The sequence below is a fragment of the Alistipes sp. An116 genome (genome assembly GCF_002161005.1).
GTDB lineage: Bacteria > Bacteroidota > Bacteroidia > Bacteroidales > Rikenellaceae > Alistipes > Alistipes megaguti.
On record NZ_NFLR01000011.1, the window covers coordinates 22,595 to 37,865 of the forward strand.

A 15,271-nucleotide genomic window follows, 5' to 3' on the forward strand; every position below is an offset into this window, starting at 1 on the left:
TTTTACCTTCGTCGTGTATCATCTTGCCGCCAGGAGCCATAAGAGGCTGATTGGGAAGACTTCCACGGTGCAAAGGTACAAAAACCAATGCAAAATCGAAATTTTTTTAGAAATAAAGAGGTTCAGGGATTCCCTGAGGTATAAAACGGCCGTAATGATCAACTCGACGGCTCCGAGGATGAACCAGGCACCGCCGGTGCCGCGGGGGCAGAGTGCGAAGAGGAGGAGCGTGGGGGAGGTGACGATGACGGCCAGCGCGAAATAGGTTCGGCGCAGCAGGGAGAGCTGTGCTGTGAAGGGCTGGGTGAGGGTGATGGCTCCGGTGATACGGATGATCGAGGATTGAAAGAGGATGATGACGGCCCAGAGCAGCGAGGCCGTCAGACTCAGCGCGAGGACGGCGGCATGGGACAGCGCGCGTCCGAATTCGGGGGGCATGAGCGTGTCGCCGTACTTGACGACGATGACACCCATGAAGAGCATGCCGATTGCGGCCGTCACGTTCAGGAAGCGGGAGAAGCCGTTTGCGCCGGGCTCTTCGGAGAGGCGTTCGCCGGCAGCCGAGTCTCGGGAGATGCGTTTCAGCAGGGTTCTCACGTCTCCCAGATTGCGATAGAGAAGCGTGGCATAGGTTGCGGCGAGCAGCAGCACGAAACTCTGGAAAACGGCATTGTCGGTGAATGAATCGCTGACGGGTCGTTCGATGCGTTCTGTCTGTACGGTGCAGGATTGTGCGCCGAACAGGGCCTCCACGGTGGTGTCACGTCCGGGGAGTTGCGCGGAATTCGGGCGTGGAGTTCCGCTGGAGCTCCATCCGAAACGGACCGAATCGAGCTCCGAATAGTGAAAGGCCTCGGCTTCGTACGAGTAGGCGGGATCGGCCGCAAGGCTCAGCGAGTCGGACTTTGCCGCCAGCGAATCGGCCACGCTCCGCACCGACTCTTCGTCGGCGGTTTGAACCGCGGCTCCGGATGTTGCTTGAGCCTTTCCTGCCCCGTTTTCGGCTCTTGGCCGCACGGTCGCCGGTTTTTCGTTTGCGGCATGCTGTTCCGAGTCCACCGGTTTCCCGTTTGCGACGTGCTGTCCCGTGGTCGCCGGCTTGCTCTTTACGGCATGTTGTCCCGCTGTCGAGGTTTTTTCGCTCGCGAGGTCCTGCTCCTCATCCCCGGCCTCCCGGAAGGTCTCCTTGACGGGCTCCGCCGTCGTATTCGGGATCTCGGTCACCACGATGCTATGTGCCCAATCCCGGCTCATGCGGCAAAGGTGCGTTTAAGGGTGATGCGGATGGTGGTTCCCTTGCCGATTTCGGAGTCGATCACGGCGATCTTACCCTGGTGATACTCCTCGACGATACGTCTCGAGAGCGACAGTCCGAGTCCCCAGCCGCGGGTTTTGGTGGTGAATCCGGGCTCGAAGATGCGTTTCCAGTTGCTTTTGGGGATTCCCTTTCCGGTATCCTTTACATCGATCATGACGTGTTTGTCGTCCGAAGAGATCCTGACGTCGATGGTGCCGTGTCCCTGCAGGGCGTCGAGCGAGTTTTTCATGAGGTTCTCGACCACCCACTCGAACAGGGCGGCATTGATGTTGGCCTGTACGGGGGCGATGGCCAGCCCGTTGTAGTCGAGGGTGACGTTGCGGGGGATTCGCTTGCGGAAGTACATGACCGATTCTCCGACCACCTCGTTGATGTTTGCCGGGGTGAGCGGGGTTTCGGAGCCGATCTTCGAGAAGCGGTCGGTGATCTTCATCAGATGGGTGAGGTCCTTGTTCATCTCTTCGACGGCCGCCTGGTCGATATTCTGCGAGCGGAGATACTCGATCCATCCGAGCAGCGAGGAGGTCGGAGTGCCCAGCTGGTGGGCGGTCTCCTTGGCCAGACCGATCCAGACGCGGTTCTGCTCGTCGTGCTTCGACGAGCGGAAGGCAATGAATCCCAGGGTGATGAACGCCGCGATGACGATGATCTGAATATAGGGAAAGTAGTAGAGCGACTTGAGCAGGGTCGATTTTCCGTAGAAGATCAGGTGGTAATGTTCCGACGAGAATCGGAACCGCACGGGAATGGGCTGGTTTTCGGACATGAACTTGTCGATCTGCCTGCGGAGCCGATCGGGGTGGTCGATGATCTTGTCGGGGATCAGGTGAGAGTTGATGACCTCGAGGTTTTCGTCGGTGATGATGAACGGAATGTTGTTTCCGGTGGACATGATATCGGCGACCAGGGGGTCCTGAATGGTTCCCATCATATCGCGGCTGACGCGCTCCATGGCGTGGGCCCAGAGGGCCACGTCGTGCTGCTCCTTACCCTTGAGTTTGCGGGCCATTTCGTTGGTGTAGAGCAGCGACACGGCGCCGAGCGCCACGCCGACGATGATGACGACGACGCGGTTTCGGAACGAGAATTTGTGCGCATGGATTTTCATGGCCGGCGGCATTTATCGGAACTGCAGACTATTTGCGGGCGGTATCCTGACTGGTCGTGATCCGGGCATACTCTTCGGGGGCGCCGAGCACCTCGAGGGCGCGTTTGACTTCGGGGTCGTCTCCGAGCGAGTGTTCGATCACGCCGGCCTGATAGCCGTGGCGCAGGACGATGTCGTTGTTGATGGCGTCGACGATCTGTTCGCGATAGGTTTCGAGATTGGTCTGGGTGTCGTCCTTGAGTTCGGCCTCGAGTTTTTCGAAGCGCTCTTCGAGATCGGTGAACCGGTCCTCCTCGGCCGCCTTCTTCAGGGCTTTGATTGCCCGGCGGGTATCCGATTCATAGGGGACTTTCTTGTCCTTCATGAAGGCCTCGAAATCGGCATAGTCGGCATCGGTGATCGAGAACGAGCGGATGTCGATCTGCTTGCCGGGGTTCCGGCGGGTGTATTCATCCCCGAAGTCCTCGATGAATCCCAGGGCATAGAGCGTTACGGCGAAGCGGGAGATGTATTCGGGTTCGGTGCGGATGTCGGGCATGATTCCGCCGCCGTCATAGACCTTCCGGCCGGCGCGGGTCGAGAATTCGGAGATCAGCGAGTCGGGCACCGTGCGCACGCTCCCCTCCTGCGAGTGGGAGTAGTCGATGGCCTGGATGCAGCGCCCCGAGGGGATGTAGTACTTGGCGGTGGTGAGCTTGAGCATGGTGTTGTAACCCAGGGGGCGGGTTGTCTGGACGAGCCCCTTTCCGAAGCTGCGCTGGCCGATCAGGACGGCTCGGTCGAGATCCTGCAGGGCCCCTGATACGATCTCGGCAGCCGAGGCCGTGTTGCCGTTGATCAGTACGACGAGGGGCAGATCGGGCAGAATGGGTTCCGTCTCGGTGCGGAAGGCCTGCTTTGAATTCTCCGAGCGGCCCTTCGTGCTGACGACCTCCGTTCCCTTGGGGACGAACATGCCGAGGATCTTGACGGCCTCCTGCATGATACCTCCGCCGTTCGAGCGGTAGTCCAGCACGAGCCCCTTCAGCTCGCCCTCCCGGCGCAGACGCTCCAGGGCGGCGCGCATCTCCTCGTAACATCCTTCGGTGAAGTCGCTGTGGCGGATGTAGGCGATGCCGTCGGCGATCCACCCGGCATAGGGGACTCCGGGGATGGCGATGCGCTGGCGGCGGATGCTCTGGGTCTCCTGCGTGCCGTCGAGGTGTTCGACCGTCACGCGGACCTTGCTGCCGGGCTGTCCCTTCAGCCGGTCGGAGACCTGTTGCGTGGTCAAGCCTCGGGCATCCTTTCCGTCGATGGCGAGGATCTTGTCACCAATGCGCAGACCGGCCAGATCGGCGGGCGAACCCTCGTAGGGTTGTGCGATGCGGACGTAATCCTCCTTCTGGCGGATCAGGGCGCCGATGCCGCCGTACTTGCCGGTCGTGAGCAGTTCGAAGTCCTGCATGTTCTTTTCGGGGATGTACTCCGTGTAGGGGTCCAGATCGCTGACCATGCCGGCGGCGGCCCCCTCCATCAGACGGTCGGGGTCGATCGGATCGACGTAGTTGAGCGAGAGTTCACGCATCATGTTGACGGTGATCTCCATGTTGCGGCCGAGCCCGAAGTCGTTTCGGGCGGCGAAAACGGTGACGGCAGCCGCAGCCACGACGGCGGCTGCGACGGTCCAACGGCGGTATTTTCTATTCATTCTTTTCATCGTGACGAATCATCTGCATGTAGGAGTCGAGGCGGTACTGGACGCGGGCCACGCCGCGGCGGTTACCCTCGATGCGGATCCATTGTCCATATTGTGATACTTTCAGTTCGTCCTCGCCGAGCATGAGGAGTTTTTTGCCCCAGTTGTCGGCGCGGAAGGTCAATGTGCCCTCCTCTTCGCTGCGGAGCGAGAATCCTTCGGAGCCAAAAGCGTTGAGGATCTGCTGCCGGTTTTCGTCGATGTCGCCCTCGACCTGGCGCGAGACGAATCCGAATTTGGGGTAGAAGGCGGCCAGGATGACAATTACCACGGGGAGCATCATGCCTCGCGGGGTGTGGAACATCACGTAGAAGGTGTCGCTCACCGAAAGCCGTGCCGTGCCGGCCAGACGGTTCAGATACATGATCGCCAGGCAGAGAACGCACAGGGCGCAGAAATATTTTAGCGAACGGATGAAGTATTTCATGGAAAAACTACTATTTATGATTCACTGAACTGTTCTTTTATCGATTGCATCGGCGACCTGCTGCATCAGCCACTTGGGGGTGGAGGTGGCGCCGCAGATTCCGACACTTCGGGCCCCCGCGAACCAACCGTTGTCGATCTCGGCGGGCTCTTCGACCACGTGGGTCTTCGGGTTTGCGCGGCGGCAGACCTCGGAGAGAACCTTTCCGTTCGAGGACTTGCGGCCGCAGACGAAGATCACCACATCGAAGCGTGCGGCGAACTGCGTGAGATACTGCTCGCGGTTGGCGACCTGTCGGCAGATCGTGTCGTCGATGCGGACGTCTTCGGGGACTTTGGCGCGACGTTTCATCTCGGCGCCGAGCTCCTCGAAGAGGGCGATGCTCTGGGTGGTCTGCGAGAGGAAGTGGATCGGGCGCGCGAAGTCGATCTGCCGCAGATCTTCGGCTCGTTCGATGACGAGGATCGGTCCGTCGACCTGCCCCGTGAGACCGACGACTTCGGCGTGTCCACGCTTTCCGAGGATGACGACCTGTCCGCCGACGGGCAGCATCGCCTCGTAGGCCTGCTTGACTCTCCGCTGGAGCCGTGCCACGACGGGACACGTGGCATCGATGACGTGAATCCCCAACTTTCGTGCCCGTTCATAGGTTGTGGGAGGCTCGCCGTGGGCTCGGATCAGCAGCCGGCCGCCGGCAATCCCCTCCATCCGGTCGTGGGTCACGGTGTGGAGCCCCAGCTCCTCGAGGCGCTGGACCTCGATGCGGTTGTGGACGATATCTCCGAGCGAATAGACCGTCCCGCCTTCCGCCAGGGCCTCCTCGGCCTGCGAGATGGCCCGGACCACGCCGAAGCAGAATCCCGATTTGTCGTCTATCTCGATATGCATAAGTCCAATTTTAGTTATTTCGACTCTTCGCGTTGTCCTGAGGCTCCTGCCCGTTCGGATTTCGCCTTGCGTTTGGACCTCTCTTTCCGTCCGGCTTCTTTCCGTCCGGCCTCTCCAGTGTGCCCCTCTCCTTACGCTCGAGTCCCTCTCTTCCTATTCCTCTCTTCCCTCTGCCCCCCCCTCGCTCGGCCCGCTTCTCCCTGCTCGGTTTTCTCCATCCGCAGGTCCTTGCTTCACTCGTTTCGGGGCTTCGGAGCCGGTTCTACCGATCCGGGTGCTGTCTGGTCACCCGGGCAAAACGGTCGAGGAACCATGTCATCTGTTCGTCGACGGTCATGTGGCTGTTGTCCAGTACGATGGCATCCTCGGCCTGACGCAGGGGCGAGACGGCGCGGCTCATGTCGGCCTTGTCGCGTTCGCGGACGTTACGCTCGATCTCCTCGAGCGAAACCTCCATTCCCTTTTCGCGCAACTCCTTGTAACGGCGTTCGGCCCGCACCTTGGGGTCGGCCGTCATGAAGAGTTTCAGTTCGGCATCGGGGAAGACGACCGTTCCGATATCGCGTCCGTCCATCACCACTCCGCGCCGGCGCCCCATCTCCTGCTGCATGGCCACCAGTTTGTGGCGTACTTCGGGAATGGCGCTGACCTGGCTGACGCAGTTCGAGACCTCGATCGTTCGGATCTTTCCCTCGACCAGATCGCCGTTGACGTAGATGTCGCTGGCTCCGCGCTGGGGGTTGAAGCGGAATGTGATCGAGATTTCGCCGAGGAGCTTGACGACGGCCTCTTCGTCGACCATTCCCGAGCGGATGGCGCCGTGTTCCAGCGCGTAGAGCGTCACGGCGCGGTACATGGCGCCGGTGTCGATGAAGATGTAGCCCAGCCGTGCGGCAATGGCCTTTGCGAAGGTGCTTTTGCCGCAGGAGGAGTATCCGTCGACGGCGATTATGATTTTGGGATTTGTCTTTTTAGTGTCCGACATTTGGAAAGATGTCAAAGAAGGTGGATAATATGGTGTAAATGCCGAGGATGCCGATGATGATACCGGCAACATGGTTGATCGTGAGCATGTGGCGGGGGCGGAATCTTCTCCGGAAGAGGTTGATCACGCAGGCCAGGAAGGTCCACCAGGTGGCGGCGCCGCAGAAGAATCCGGCGATGACGAACAGGGCGCGGAAGAATCCGCCGACGGTGTGGTCGGTCATTTCGCCGCTCGAGATTTTGAAGACGGCGAAGAAGGCGAGGATATAGGGGACGACCATGATGAAGTTGGCGATCGTCAGGCCGAATATCGATGCGAAGTCCTGCCAGAGGGAGCTTTTCCCGGCTCTGTTTCGGCGGATCTGGGGGACGGGGTTCTGGGCGAAGATGAAGACGCCGACGATGACGACGAAGATGCCGCCGATGACCCTGAGCAGGGTGTTGTACTGCTCGATCTGGGTTTGGAGCATCGAGTAGAAGAAGAGGGCAGCCATGGCCATGAAGGTGTCGGCGCAGGCGACTCCGATTCCGGAGACGATTCCCGACCGTCGGCTTTTGGAGAGGGTTCGCTGGATGCACAGCACGGCTACGGGGCCGACGGTGATGGAAGCCGCGACGCCCACGCAGATTCCGCGGAAGAGGGTTTCAACGATCTCGAATGCCATAATGCCCGGAGTGTGCAGGTTTGGATGACAAAGATACGAAAAAGGATCGTATCCGCGGCAACAAACGGGAAAAAAGGGTCCGGGAGTATGTTCCGGAGGTCGGGACTGTTGATAAAATATCGAAAACTTTTGGTCCGGGGGGTGTCCATCGAGGGCCGAAAGCGGTTAAATTTGCATAAACCAAATCTTTCGAAGGGAATGGCAGAGATGAAACAGTTTGGTATCGACCTTGAGTTGGACGATTCGGTGGCCCAGGGACACTATTCGAATCTGGCCATCATATCGCACTCCACCTCGGAGTTCATCATCGACTTTGCGACGGTGCTTCCGGGGGTAGTGAAGGCGCGGGTCAAGAGTCGCATTATCCTCACGCCGGAGCATGCCAAGCGGCTGCTTCGCTCGCTGCAGGACAACATCATCCGTTACGAGAGCAACGTGGGCAAGATTGAGATTCCGACCCCGACGCCGATTCCGGATACGGGTCCCAAAATGGGCCAGGCCTGATGCAAAAGAGCGGAACCTTGCGGGGTTTCGCTCTTTTTTGTCTGTTTGCGGGGGCGGGATTCTACGAGTCTGTCGGATTCTGCGAGTCAATGGCGGGAACGGGTTCAGCGAGTCAATTACGGGGGCTGGATGCTGCGTGTCGGTTGCCGGGCCGGTTTTTCGTTGGAGGTCTGCGACGGTCGCACCTGTTCGGCCGACTTCTCCGCCCGCCGGTTTCTCTGCCTGCCGGCCTTTCCGCCCGCCCCTTCGTCCGCCCGCCGGCCTTTCTGCTCGCCCCTTCGTCCGCCCGCCGGTTTCTCTGCCCGCCGGCCTTTCCGCTCGCCCCTTCGCCCGCCGGGATCAGAGCACCTCGGCCACGACGTAGGTGCTTCCGCCGATGAAGATCATGTCTTCGGCCGAAGCCAGTTCGCGAGCCCGCTTCAGGGCCTCGCCCACCTCCCCGAAGGCTTCACCCTGTAACCCGTAGATGGCAGCCTTGGCAGCCAGTTCGGCGGCGGGGAGCGCCCTTTCGGAGCGGGCCTGTGTGAAGAGATAATGGGCTTCGCGCGGCAGCAGGGGCAGAATGTGGGCCAGATCCTTGTCGCGGACGAATCCGATGACGCAGTAGAGCTCCCTGTGGGGCGTCGAGCGGAGCTGCTCGGCCACCCAGGCGATTCCGTGGGCGTTGTGCCCCGTGTCGCAGATCGTCAGCGGGGCGTCGCCCAGCTTCTGCCAGCGGCCCATGAGCGAGGTGTTGGCAGCCGCATTGCGCAGACCCTCGAGATAGGCGCGGCGGGAGATCGTCAGCGGGGTCTCCTCGTGGAGGAAGTCGACGGCGGCCGAAGCCGTCACGATGTTGCGGACCTGGTATTCGCCCTTCAGATCGAGTTCGGCATCGAACTCCCGGTTGTCGCGTGTGCGGCGGAGCCGGAAGTGCTGGTAATCACCCTCTGTGTGGTGCTCCTCGCAGCGGAACTCCTTTTCGGCATAGATCACGCGCGACTTGTTGGCTGCTGCGATCTGTTCGAAGACCTCGTTGTAGCGGGGATCGGCTTCGCCGATGATCACCGGAATGCTCTTCTTGATGATTCCGGCCTTTTCGCGGGCGATCTTCGGGAGAGTGTCGCCCAACAGGGCGGTGTGTTCGAGGCCGATGTTGGTGATGACGCTCAGAATGGGGACGATGATGTTCGTGGCATCGAGCCGGCCGCCGAGGCCGGTTTCGATGACGGCGACCTCGACGTCGCTCTGTGCGAAGTAGTCGAAAGCCATGGCCGCGGTCATTTCGAAGAACGAGAGTTCGAGTTCAACCATCTTGTCATGATGCTTGTCGACGAAGTTGACGACCTTCTGTTTGGGGATCATCTCGCCGTCGACGCGGATGCGCTCGCGGAAGTCGATCAGATGGGGCGAGGTGAAGAGTCCGGTCCGGTATCCGGCCTGTTGGAGCACCGAGGCGATGATGTGTGCCACGGAGCCCTTGCCGTTCGTACCGGCCACATGGATGGTGAAGAAGTTCCGCTGGGGGTTTCCGATGTGTCGGCAGAATGCGGAGATCCGCTCCAATCCCGGCTTGTACCCCGTTGCGCCCTGGGTTTCGAAGGCGGGCAACGACTGAAAGAGGAATTCGAGAGTCTGGTTATAGTTCATGACAGCAAAATGAGTTATTTCACAAGATGGTTTCGTCGCTTGACGCGATAGGCTGCGAAATAGAGGAGGCAGAGCAGCAGCACATACTCCGAGATGCGGGCCACAAAGTCTCCGTAGCGAGTGTAGAAGGTCATCTGCGAGTTGAGGGTCACCTCCGCCGAGAGAATGCCTCGTTCCTCCCAACCGAGCGTCTGTCCGACCTTGCCCGTGGGAGAGATGAAACCCGACTCTCCGGTGTTTGCCGAGCGTGCGATGGCCCTGCGGTGCTCGATGGCTCTCAGTCTCGAGATCGAGAAGAGTTGCCTGTAGCCGGGGGTATCGCCCCACCAGCCGTCGTTGGAGACGATGGTCATGAATTGGGCGCCGCGGCGGACGAAATCGCCGTAGAAGTCGCCGTAGAGTCCCTCGTAACAGATGGCCGGGCCGATCCGGACGCCGTCATGCTCGAAGGCCGATCCGTGGGTTCCTTTTCCGATCTGCCCGACGACACCGCCCAGGTCGATGACCAGGAAACGCAAGACGTCGAAGACCCACGTCGGGGTGTTTTCGACGCCGATGACCAGCCGGCCTTTGTGGTGCAGTTGCATGCGGCCGGCGGAGTCGAGTCCCACGGCCGTGTTGAAGACATCGTAGTACCCGTTCGAGAAGCGGTCGCGGCGGGCGGTTTCGGTCTGTGCGCCGGGGGCGTAGCGGCGGATGGTATTGGCGCCGGTGACGAGCAGGGCGTCGGGATGGTTGCGGCGCAGCGAATCGGTGAGTTGCAGCCAGAAGGCCCCGGCCTCGTCGCTGCTCCAGGGGAAGTCGCTCAGTGCGGGTTCGACGTAATATCCCGGGACGGCGGTTTCGGGCAGCAGGATGAACTGAGCGTCGTCGGGCACCTGTCCGAGCAGATCGAGAATATTCTGCTCCTGCCGTTCGGCGTCGCCGTGGAACTTGTCGTAACAGTCGACATTGGGCTGGATGATGCTGACGCGGACCGTTCCCTCGTCGGGTTGCTTCCATCCGGCGCTGACCGCCAGCGACACTCCCATCGGCAGGATCAGGGCTGCAGCCGCGGCACCCCATTTACGCGGATTGCGGCGCTCCTTCCAGGCCTCGAAGAAGAGGATGTTGACCACCAGCACCCAGAGCGAACCGCCGAAGACGCCGGTGTATTCGTACCATTGCACCATCCAGACCGCGTGCGAAAAGCCGTTTCCGAGGATGAGCCAGGGCCACGAGAAGTCGCCGACGGTGTACCAGTATTCGGTCGTGATCCAGACCGTGACGAGCGTGACGTAGGCCAGGGCCTTGTGGGCACGCTTCGAGACGGTGTGGAAGAGCATGAAAGCGATCAGATTGAGGAACGTCGAGGCGACGGTAGCGGCCACGGGTCCGACGGGCGTTGCATACCAGATCCACCAGATGGTCAGTGCGTTCCACAGCACGAATGCCAGCGTGGCCCACCCCAACATCCGCCACCAGTCGCGACGGGATGCGCTCAGCGAATCGCTGATCCAGAGCAGGGGTACGAGTCCGGCGAAGAGCGTGAAGCCCGTGGCGCCGAGCCATCCCGGAGCAAGGAAGATGGCCGAATAGATTACCGCTGCAAATCTGCGCAACATCAAGGGGGTGTTTTTATGGCGCAAAAGTAGTCAAATGCCGTCATATTTCAAAATATTTTCGTGATTTGGCCGTGCGGGAGCCGAGTGGCCCGAGGGCGCCGGGATGCGGGACGGTCGGTTGTTTGCGGGAGCAGTCGGCGACCGGTGTCGGACCGGTCTTTTCGGGCCGGCGGGACAGCCTGTGAAAAGGGACGTCTGCCGACGGGCAAACGTCCCTTTTTCGGGTGAGTTCGGTGCGGGGAGGTCAGTGCCGTATGATGCGGTCGTCCGTGTCGACCGTATATCCGTCGGTCGGGGCCTCGTCCAGGGCGTTGAAGCTCTTGTTGGTCACCGACTGAATACCGCCGTTGCCCGTGCCGGAGGTTCCGCTGTTGGTGCGGATCAGCTCGCCGCAGAGGGCGAAATCCCAATCGGTGCGGGCCTTCCAGGCGGCATCCTGCTCCTCGTCGCCCAGCGGGCTTGAGCCCACGACCTTGCCCTGTTCGAGCGAGACGTAGACCCACGTCTGGTCGTTGAGCCCTTCGATGGTGAGGCTTTCGACGCGGGCGGGTTCGGCGGGTGTGCCCGGCGTATTGCTGTTGTCCTGCGAGCAGGCTCCCAGCCACAGACAGCCGGCCAGAGCCATTTGCGCGATGATCCTGTGTCGTGTATTCATACGCATGCGATTTAATCCGATAAGCTGTTCAGGTTTCGGGATCCGTCGTGCTGATAGAGGTAACGGATCGTCAGGCGGCCGCTGCCCGCATCGTAGTCCGTGACGGAGAACTTGGCATACTTGCCGCTGGCCGTCCGCAGCACGTAGGGCGAGGTGAACGGCACGCCGAAGTTGTCAATCCACGATACGGCGGATGCCGAGGTGGTCTGCAGGGCGGTGGTGGCGATCGAGAAGAGGTTGGCGCCCATTTCGAGCGGAACGGGGTTCTCCAGTTCGCACGTGTAGGTCTGCGGATGGTCGGCATCGCGGGCATCGACAACCGAGAAGGCGTCGAGCGTACCGCTTCCGAGTTTGCCGATCTCCGAGCGGGTGATCGACAGGAAGTATTTCGGTTCGGCATAGCCGGCGTATCGGTCGGCGACCTCCGAGAAGTCGAAGGCCAGTTCGATCGTATTACCGTTGTCGACATATTCGCCCTGCATGGGGTGGTCACCGCCCTGGTTGATGGCGATGGGGGGCTGCACGGTTATGGTCGGGGTGACGGCGTAGGGTTTGTCGGCGACGCCCATCGTGAAGGCGAGGTCGTTGCGCGACGTGTAGGAGACCTTGACGCGGAAGATGACCTTCGGGGTATACTCCGTGCAGGAGCAGCCGGTGAATTCGTGGCTCAGCACCGAGGGGGTCCGATCGGTGAGGAAGAAGTAGTAGGGCAGGTAGTACCGTCCGCGGTCGCCCCACCATTCGCCGTAGGAGTTCACGACGATGAAGGCGCCGCGATGGGTCTGCTGCCCGTCATTGAATTCGACCGTGTCGTCATACCCGACGATGGTCATGGCGTGGGCTCCGTCCGTGGCCAGCTTGGTGAGCAGGTAGTTGTACCCGGTCTGCGAGGGGCCGGAGTAGTCGGTGTCGAAGGTCCAGCCGTTGGCCAGGGCCGAATAGGAGAGGATACCGCCGTGGGGGCTTCCGTTTCCGGCGTCGTAGAGGTAACGGCGGGCCAGATCGATGCCCTCCTGGGTGGTGGCGTCGATAGTGAAGATCTCCTTCACGCGGTTGTGCATGGCGCGGATGTACTTGTCATATCCCGAGGCCCAGATGTAGCCGGAGATGAACGTCGGATCGGGGAAGTCGGCCAGGGACATGGCACCCTGTTGTTTGGCGATGTTGAGGCCCTGTTCGGCGAACCCGCCCTGGTCGATGCCTTCGTTGAGGAAGTTCCAGGTGAAGAAGTAGCTGTATGTGTTCTCGTCGGAGGCCTGGGCGTCGAGACCGCGCACCCGGTTCATCTCATAGGTGAACAGGTAGCGGATGCCCGACGACTGGGCGCACGAACCTCCCTGCTGGTAGAACACTTTGGGGAAGAACTTGAGCGTCGAGTTGTCGACGCTTGCGGGGAGTTGCACCGGGTCGGGCGTCGAGGGGGTCCAGGCGCTGGAGCGACGGATCCTCAGCACCTCTTCGGTGGGCGTCGGCACCGCATAGCTTTTGCGATAGGGCTGGGCCGCGACGGGCAGGATGACGGCGGCGAGCAGCCCTGCGAGCAGCAGACGTTTCATCATTTCAGCCGGTTAAAGGTTTTCAGAGCCTCGTTGCGGACTTCGGGAGCGAGCTTCTCGTCGTGGCTCATTTCGAGGGCCGTGTCGGCGATCATCTGCCGGTTGACCGAGAGGGTGAACCATCCGAAGGCTTCGAGCATGGCCTGTTGCACGTCGGGGTCGTCACACGAGCGCATGTACTCGAGCAGCTGCGGCACGAGGAAGTGGATGTGGTAGTTCCGCATCGAACGGATCTCCTGCAGACGGCTCTTTTTCGAGCAGTCGGGGCTCATGATCTTCTGCATGGGGGCGATCCAGCGGTTGGCGTTGACCTCGATGGCGTGGCGGATCTGGTCGTGGACGTTCCGGGCATCGAGGTAGTTTGTCTGCGGGAACTGGCGTTCGAACTCATTGAGGAGTTTCTTCTCTTCGAACATGGGCATGGCCTGTTTGAGGGCGAATTCGACGCGTTCGGAGGTGTTGTTGCGGATCGAGGCGGCGATCATGGCGGGGATAAGCCGCTCGTCGCCGCTGCGGGCGAGGACGTTGGCGGCGAAACGCTCGACCATTTCGTAGCTGTCGGTCATACCGAGCGAGACGGCCTCGATGAAGGCGTCGTCGCGGCACTCCGAGAGGTTGATGAAGCTCTGCATGCGCAGCTGATGGCTGGGGCTTTCGCGGAAGATGCGCAGCAATTCCTGCGAGGAGAGTTCACCGCGGCGGAAGAGTTTTTCGACGGCCAGGGCCTGCAGGGCGGGGTAACGTTCCTCGCGGAGCATGCGGCGCCACGTGGAGGTCTTGTCGTCGCGCAGCAGACGGTTGACATCGATCTTCGGGTCGGCCGATGCGAAGGTGAAGGTCGGGTCGCCTATGATGTGCTGTTCGAGATAGGGGGCGTACTTGACCAGATTGCCGACGTTCATGCCCAGACCGAGCAGTCCGACATAGCGGTCGATCCACTTGTCCTGCAGAACGTTGACCGAATTGGCCAGGACGGCGACGGTTTGACCCGGGCCGAAGATATAGGCGTTGGCGATGCTGTTGTCGCGGTGGAACGATCCGTTGAAGCAGGCGTCGAGCGACACGACGCGGCAGCCGGGTTCATAGTTGTCGAAATCCTCGAGATAGAGGTCCAGATCGCTCAGATAGATCGAGTCCCGGGTGCGCAGCGAGGCATCGTCCGCTCCGTCGAACCACGCGTCGGGGAACTCGCCGTAGCGGCGTGCGATGCGGGCGCGGGCGCTGTCGGCCGGGATGTCGTGTGCGGCGGCGTGGCGCATCGATTCGCGCAGATAGAGTTTGATCTGTTCGATCTGCTCGCGGGTGTCGTTGGTTTTGGGCAGGTCGTTCAGGTACTCCGTATTCCAGTCTCCGTGATGGTGGAGGACGGCGTAGTCGAGGTCGCGGCGGCGCATTTCGTTTTTCAGACGCGACTTGACATGGACGTCGCGTTTGTGGTCGATGTAGCTGATACCGTTGCGCTGACGCTCGAGCCAGGGGAAGTGTTCGAGCAGGGTTGCCTTTTCGTCGATGCGGGCCACCATCGATTCGGAGATGAACCCGTTGCCGCTGAAGAAGAGGATCTGATCGACGGGTTCGGGATGCTGCTTGGCCTGCACGACCTTTTCCAGATAATGGCGCAGCTTTTCGTAACGGCTCGTGCCGTTGCAGTCCGTGGGGCGGATGCGACCCGAGTAGATGTCGGGACGGGTCTGCTGGGCTGATTCGGCCGTCAGCGAATAGTAGCAGCAGCCGGGGTGGATCGAGTCGGGGCCGATGGGTTCGAACCGGAGGCTGAAGTCATCGTAGAAGCGGTCCGACGGCACGGAGGATTCCCAGCGGTCGAAGGCCTCCTGATCCATCTTGAAGGCGCTGGTCAGATGCTGGGCGTCGCGGACCATGACGACCGGGATATCGCCGATCAGCACGGCTCCTTCGATCGGGGCCTCTTTCTGGGCGTGGAGGTCTCGGAGCAGATTCCGCAGCGAATCGGGTTGCGAGGTTCGGTCGATGACCAGATGGACCTTCAGACCGCTTGTTTCGATCTGGGCGATGTAGGCGTCGACCTGGGGACGCGCTTCGGCGTAGCTTTTTTCGTCGATGACGACGGCGAAACCACTGTGCGAGGCGGCAAGGAGCGGGGCCTGGCACAGAAGAAGCGCTGCGAGGAGCACTTTTTTCAGAAAATGCATGTTGTTGGTCGTGTTTGAGGTGTT

Annotated in this window: 13 protein-coding genes; 1 reads left to right on the forward strand and 12 read right to left on the reverse strand. The window is 61.0% G+C overall.

Annotated elements, in window-relative coordinates:
* Nucleotides 1-18 precede the first annotated feature (18 nt).
* From B5E60_RS08680 to B5E60_RS08710, 7 genes are all read right to left on the reverse strand, one after another.
* Nucleotides 19-1,254, reverse strand: coding sequence for a DUF4271 domain-containing protein (locus B5E60_RS08680; RefSeq protein WP_087311115.1), 1,236 nt, complete (start codon nucleotides 1,252-1,254; stop codon nucleotides 19-21).
* Nucleotides 1,251-2,426 (reverse strand): sensor histidine kinase, encoded by a 1,176-nt coding sequence (locus B5E60_RS08685; RefSeq protein WP_087311171.1) that lies wholly within the window; start codon nucleotides 2,424-2,426, stop codon nucleotides 1,251-1,253. Before B5E60_RS08685 ends, B5E60_RS08680 begins: the two co-directional genes overlap by 4 nt.
* A gap of 28 nt (nucleotides 2,427-2,454) precedes the next feature.
* The gene (locus B5E60_RS08690) at nucleotides 2,455-4,116 is read right to left on the reverse strand and encodes a S41 family peptidase (RefSeq protein WP_087311116.1); all 1,662 of its coding nucleotides are present in this window, start codon (nucleotides 4,114-4,116) and stop codon (nucleotides 2,455-2,457) included.
* The gene (locus tag B5E60_RS08695; RefSeq protein WP_087311117.1) at nucleotides 4,109-4,591 is read right to left on the reverse strand and encodes a hypothetical protein; all 483 of its coding nucleotides are present in this window, start codon (nucleotides 4,589-4,591) and stop codon (nucleotides 4,109-4,111) included. The genes B5E60_RS08690 and B5E60_RS08695 overlap by 8 nt, the downstream gene beginning before the upstream one ends.
* A gap of 21 nt (nucleotides 4,592-4,612) precedes the next feature.
* The gene (locus B5E60_RS08700) at nucleotides 4,613-5,479 is read right to left on the reverse strand and encodes a 4-hydroxy-3-methylbut-2-enyl diphosphate reductase (RefSeq protein WP_204246463.1); all 867 of its coding nucleotides are present in this window, start codon (nucleotides 5,477-5,479) and stop codon (nucleotides 4,613-4,615) included.
* A 262-nt stretch (nucleotides 5,480-5,741) separates the two neighbouring features.
* On the reverse strand, nucleotides 5,742-6,464 hold the full coding sequence (gene cmk, locus B5E60_RS08705; protein WP_087311119.1) for a (d)CMP kinase: 723 nt from the start codon (nucleotides 6,462-6,464) through the stop codon (nucleotides 5,742-5,744).
* On the reverse strand, nucleotides 6,451-7,128 hold the full coding sequence (locus tag B5E60_RS08710; protein ID WP_087311120.1) for a LysE family translocator: 678 nt from the start codon (nucleotides 7,126-7,128) through the stop codon (nucleotides 6,451-6,453). The genes cmk and B5E60_RS08710 overlap by 14 nt, the downstream gene beginning before the upstream one ends.
* 198 nt (nucleotides 7,129-7,326) lie before the next feature.
* On the opposite strand from B5E60_RS08710, the gene B5E60_RS08715 reads away from it, so the two are divergent.
* Nucleotides 7,327-7,632: a DUF3467 domain-containing protein gene (locus B5E60_RS08715; RefSeq protein WP_087311121.1), complete on the forward strand. Its 306-nt coding sequence runs from the start codon at nucleotides 7,327-7,329 to the stop codon at nucleotides 7,630-7,632.
* A 339-nt stretch (nucleotides 7,633-7,971) separates the two neighbouring features.
* Here the strand turns inward: B5E60_RS08715 and B5E60_RS08720 are convergent, their stop codons facing one another.
* From B5E60_RS08720 to B5E60_RS08740, 5 genes are all read right to left on the reverse strand, one after another.
* Nucleotides 7,972-9,261, reverse strand: coding sequence for a bifunctional folylpolyglutamate synthase/dihydrofolate synthase (locus B5E60_RS08720; RefSeq protein WP_087311122.1), 1,290 nt, complete (start codon nucleotides 9,259-9,261; stop codon nucleotides 7,972-7,974).
* Nucleotides 9,262-9,275: 14 nt separating this feature from the next.
* A complete protein-coding gene (gene lnt, locus B5E60_RS08725; RefSeq protein ID WP_087311123.1) occupies nucleotides 9,276-10,865 on the reverse strand; it encodes an apolipoprotein N-acyltransferase in 1,590 nt (529 codons plus the stop codon).
* Between the two features lie 244 nt (nucleotides 10,866-11,109).
* Nucleotides 11,110-11,520 carry an HmuY family protein gene (locus tag B5E60_RS08730; protein WP_239403291.1) on the reverse strand — a complete coding sequence of 137 codons (411 nt, stop codon included), beginning with the start codon at nucleotides 11,518-11,520 and terminating at the stop codon, nucleotides 11,110-11,112.
* Nucleotides 11,521-11,531: 11 nt separating this feature from the next.
* Nucleotides 11,532-13,076 (reverse strand): thiol protease, encoded by a 1,545-nt coding sequence (locus tag B5E60_RS08735; RefSeq protein ID WP_087311172.1) that lies wholly within the window; start codon nucleotides 13,074-13,076, stop codon nucleotides 11,532-11,534.
* Complete coding sequence (locus tag B5E60_RS08740; protein WP_087311125.1) at nucleotides 13,076-15,247, reverse strand: hypothetical protein; 2,172 nt, start codon at nucleotides 15,245-15,247, stop codon at nucleotides 13,076-13,078. The genes B5E60_RS08735 and B5E60_RS08740 overlap by 1 nt, the downstream gene beginning before the upstream one ends.
* Nucleotides 15,248-15,271: the final 24 nt, after the last annotated feature.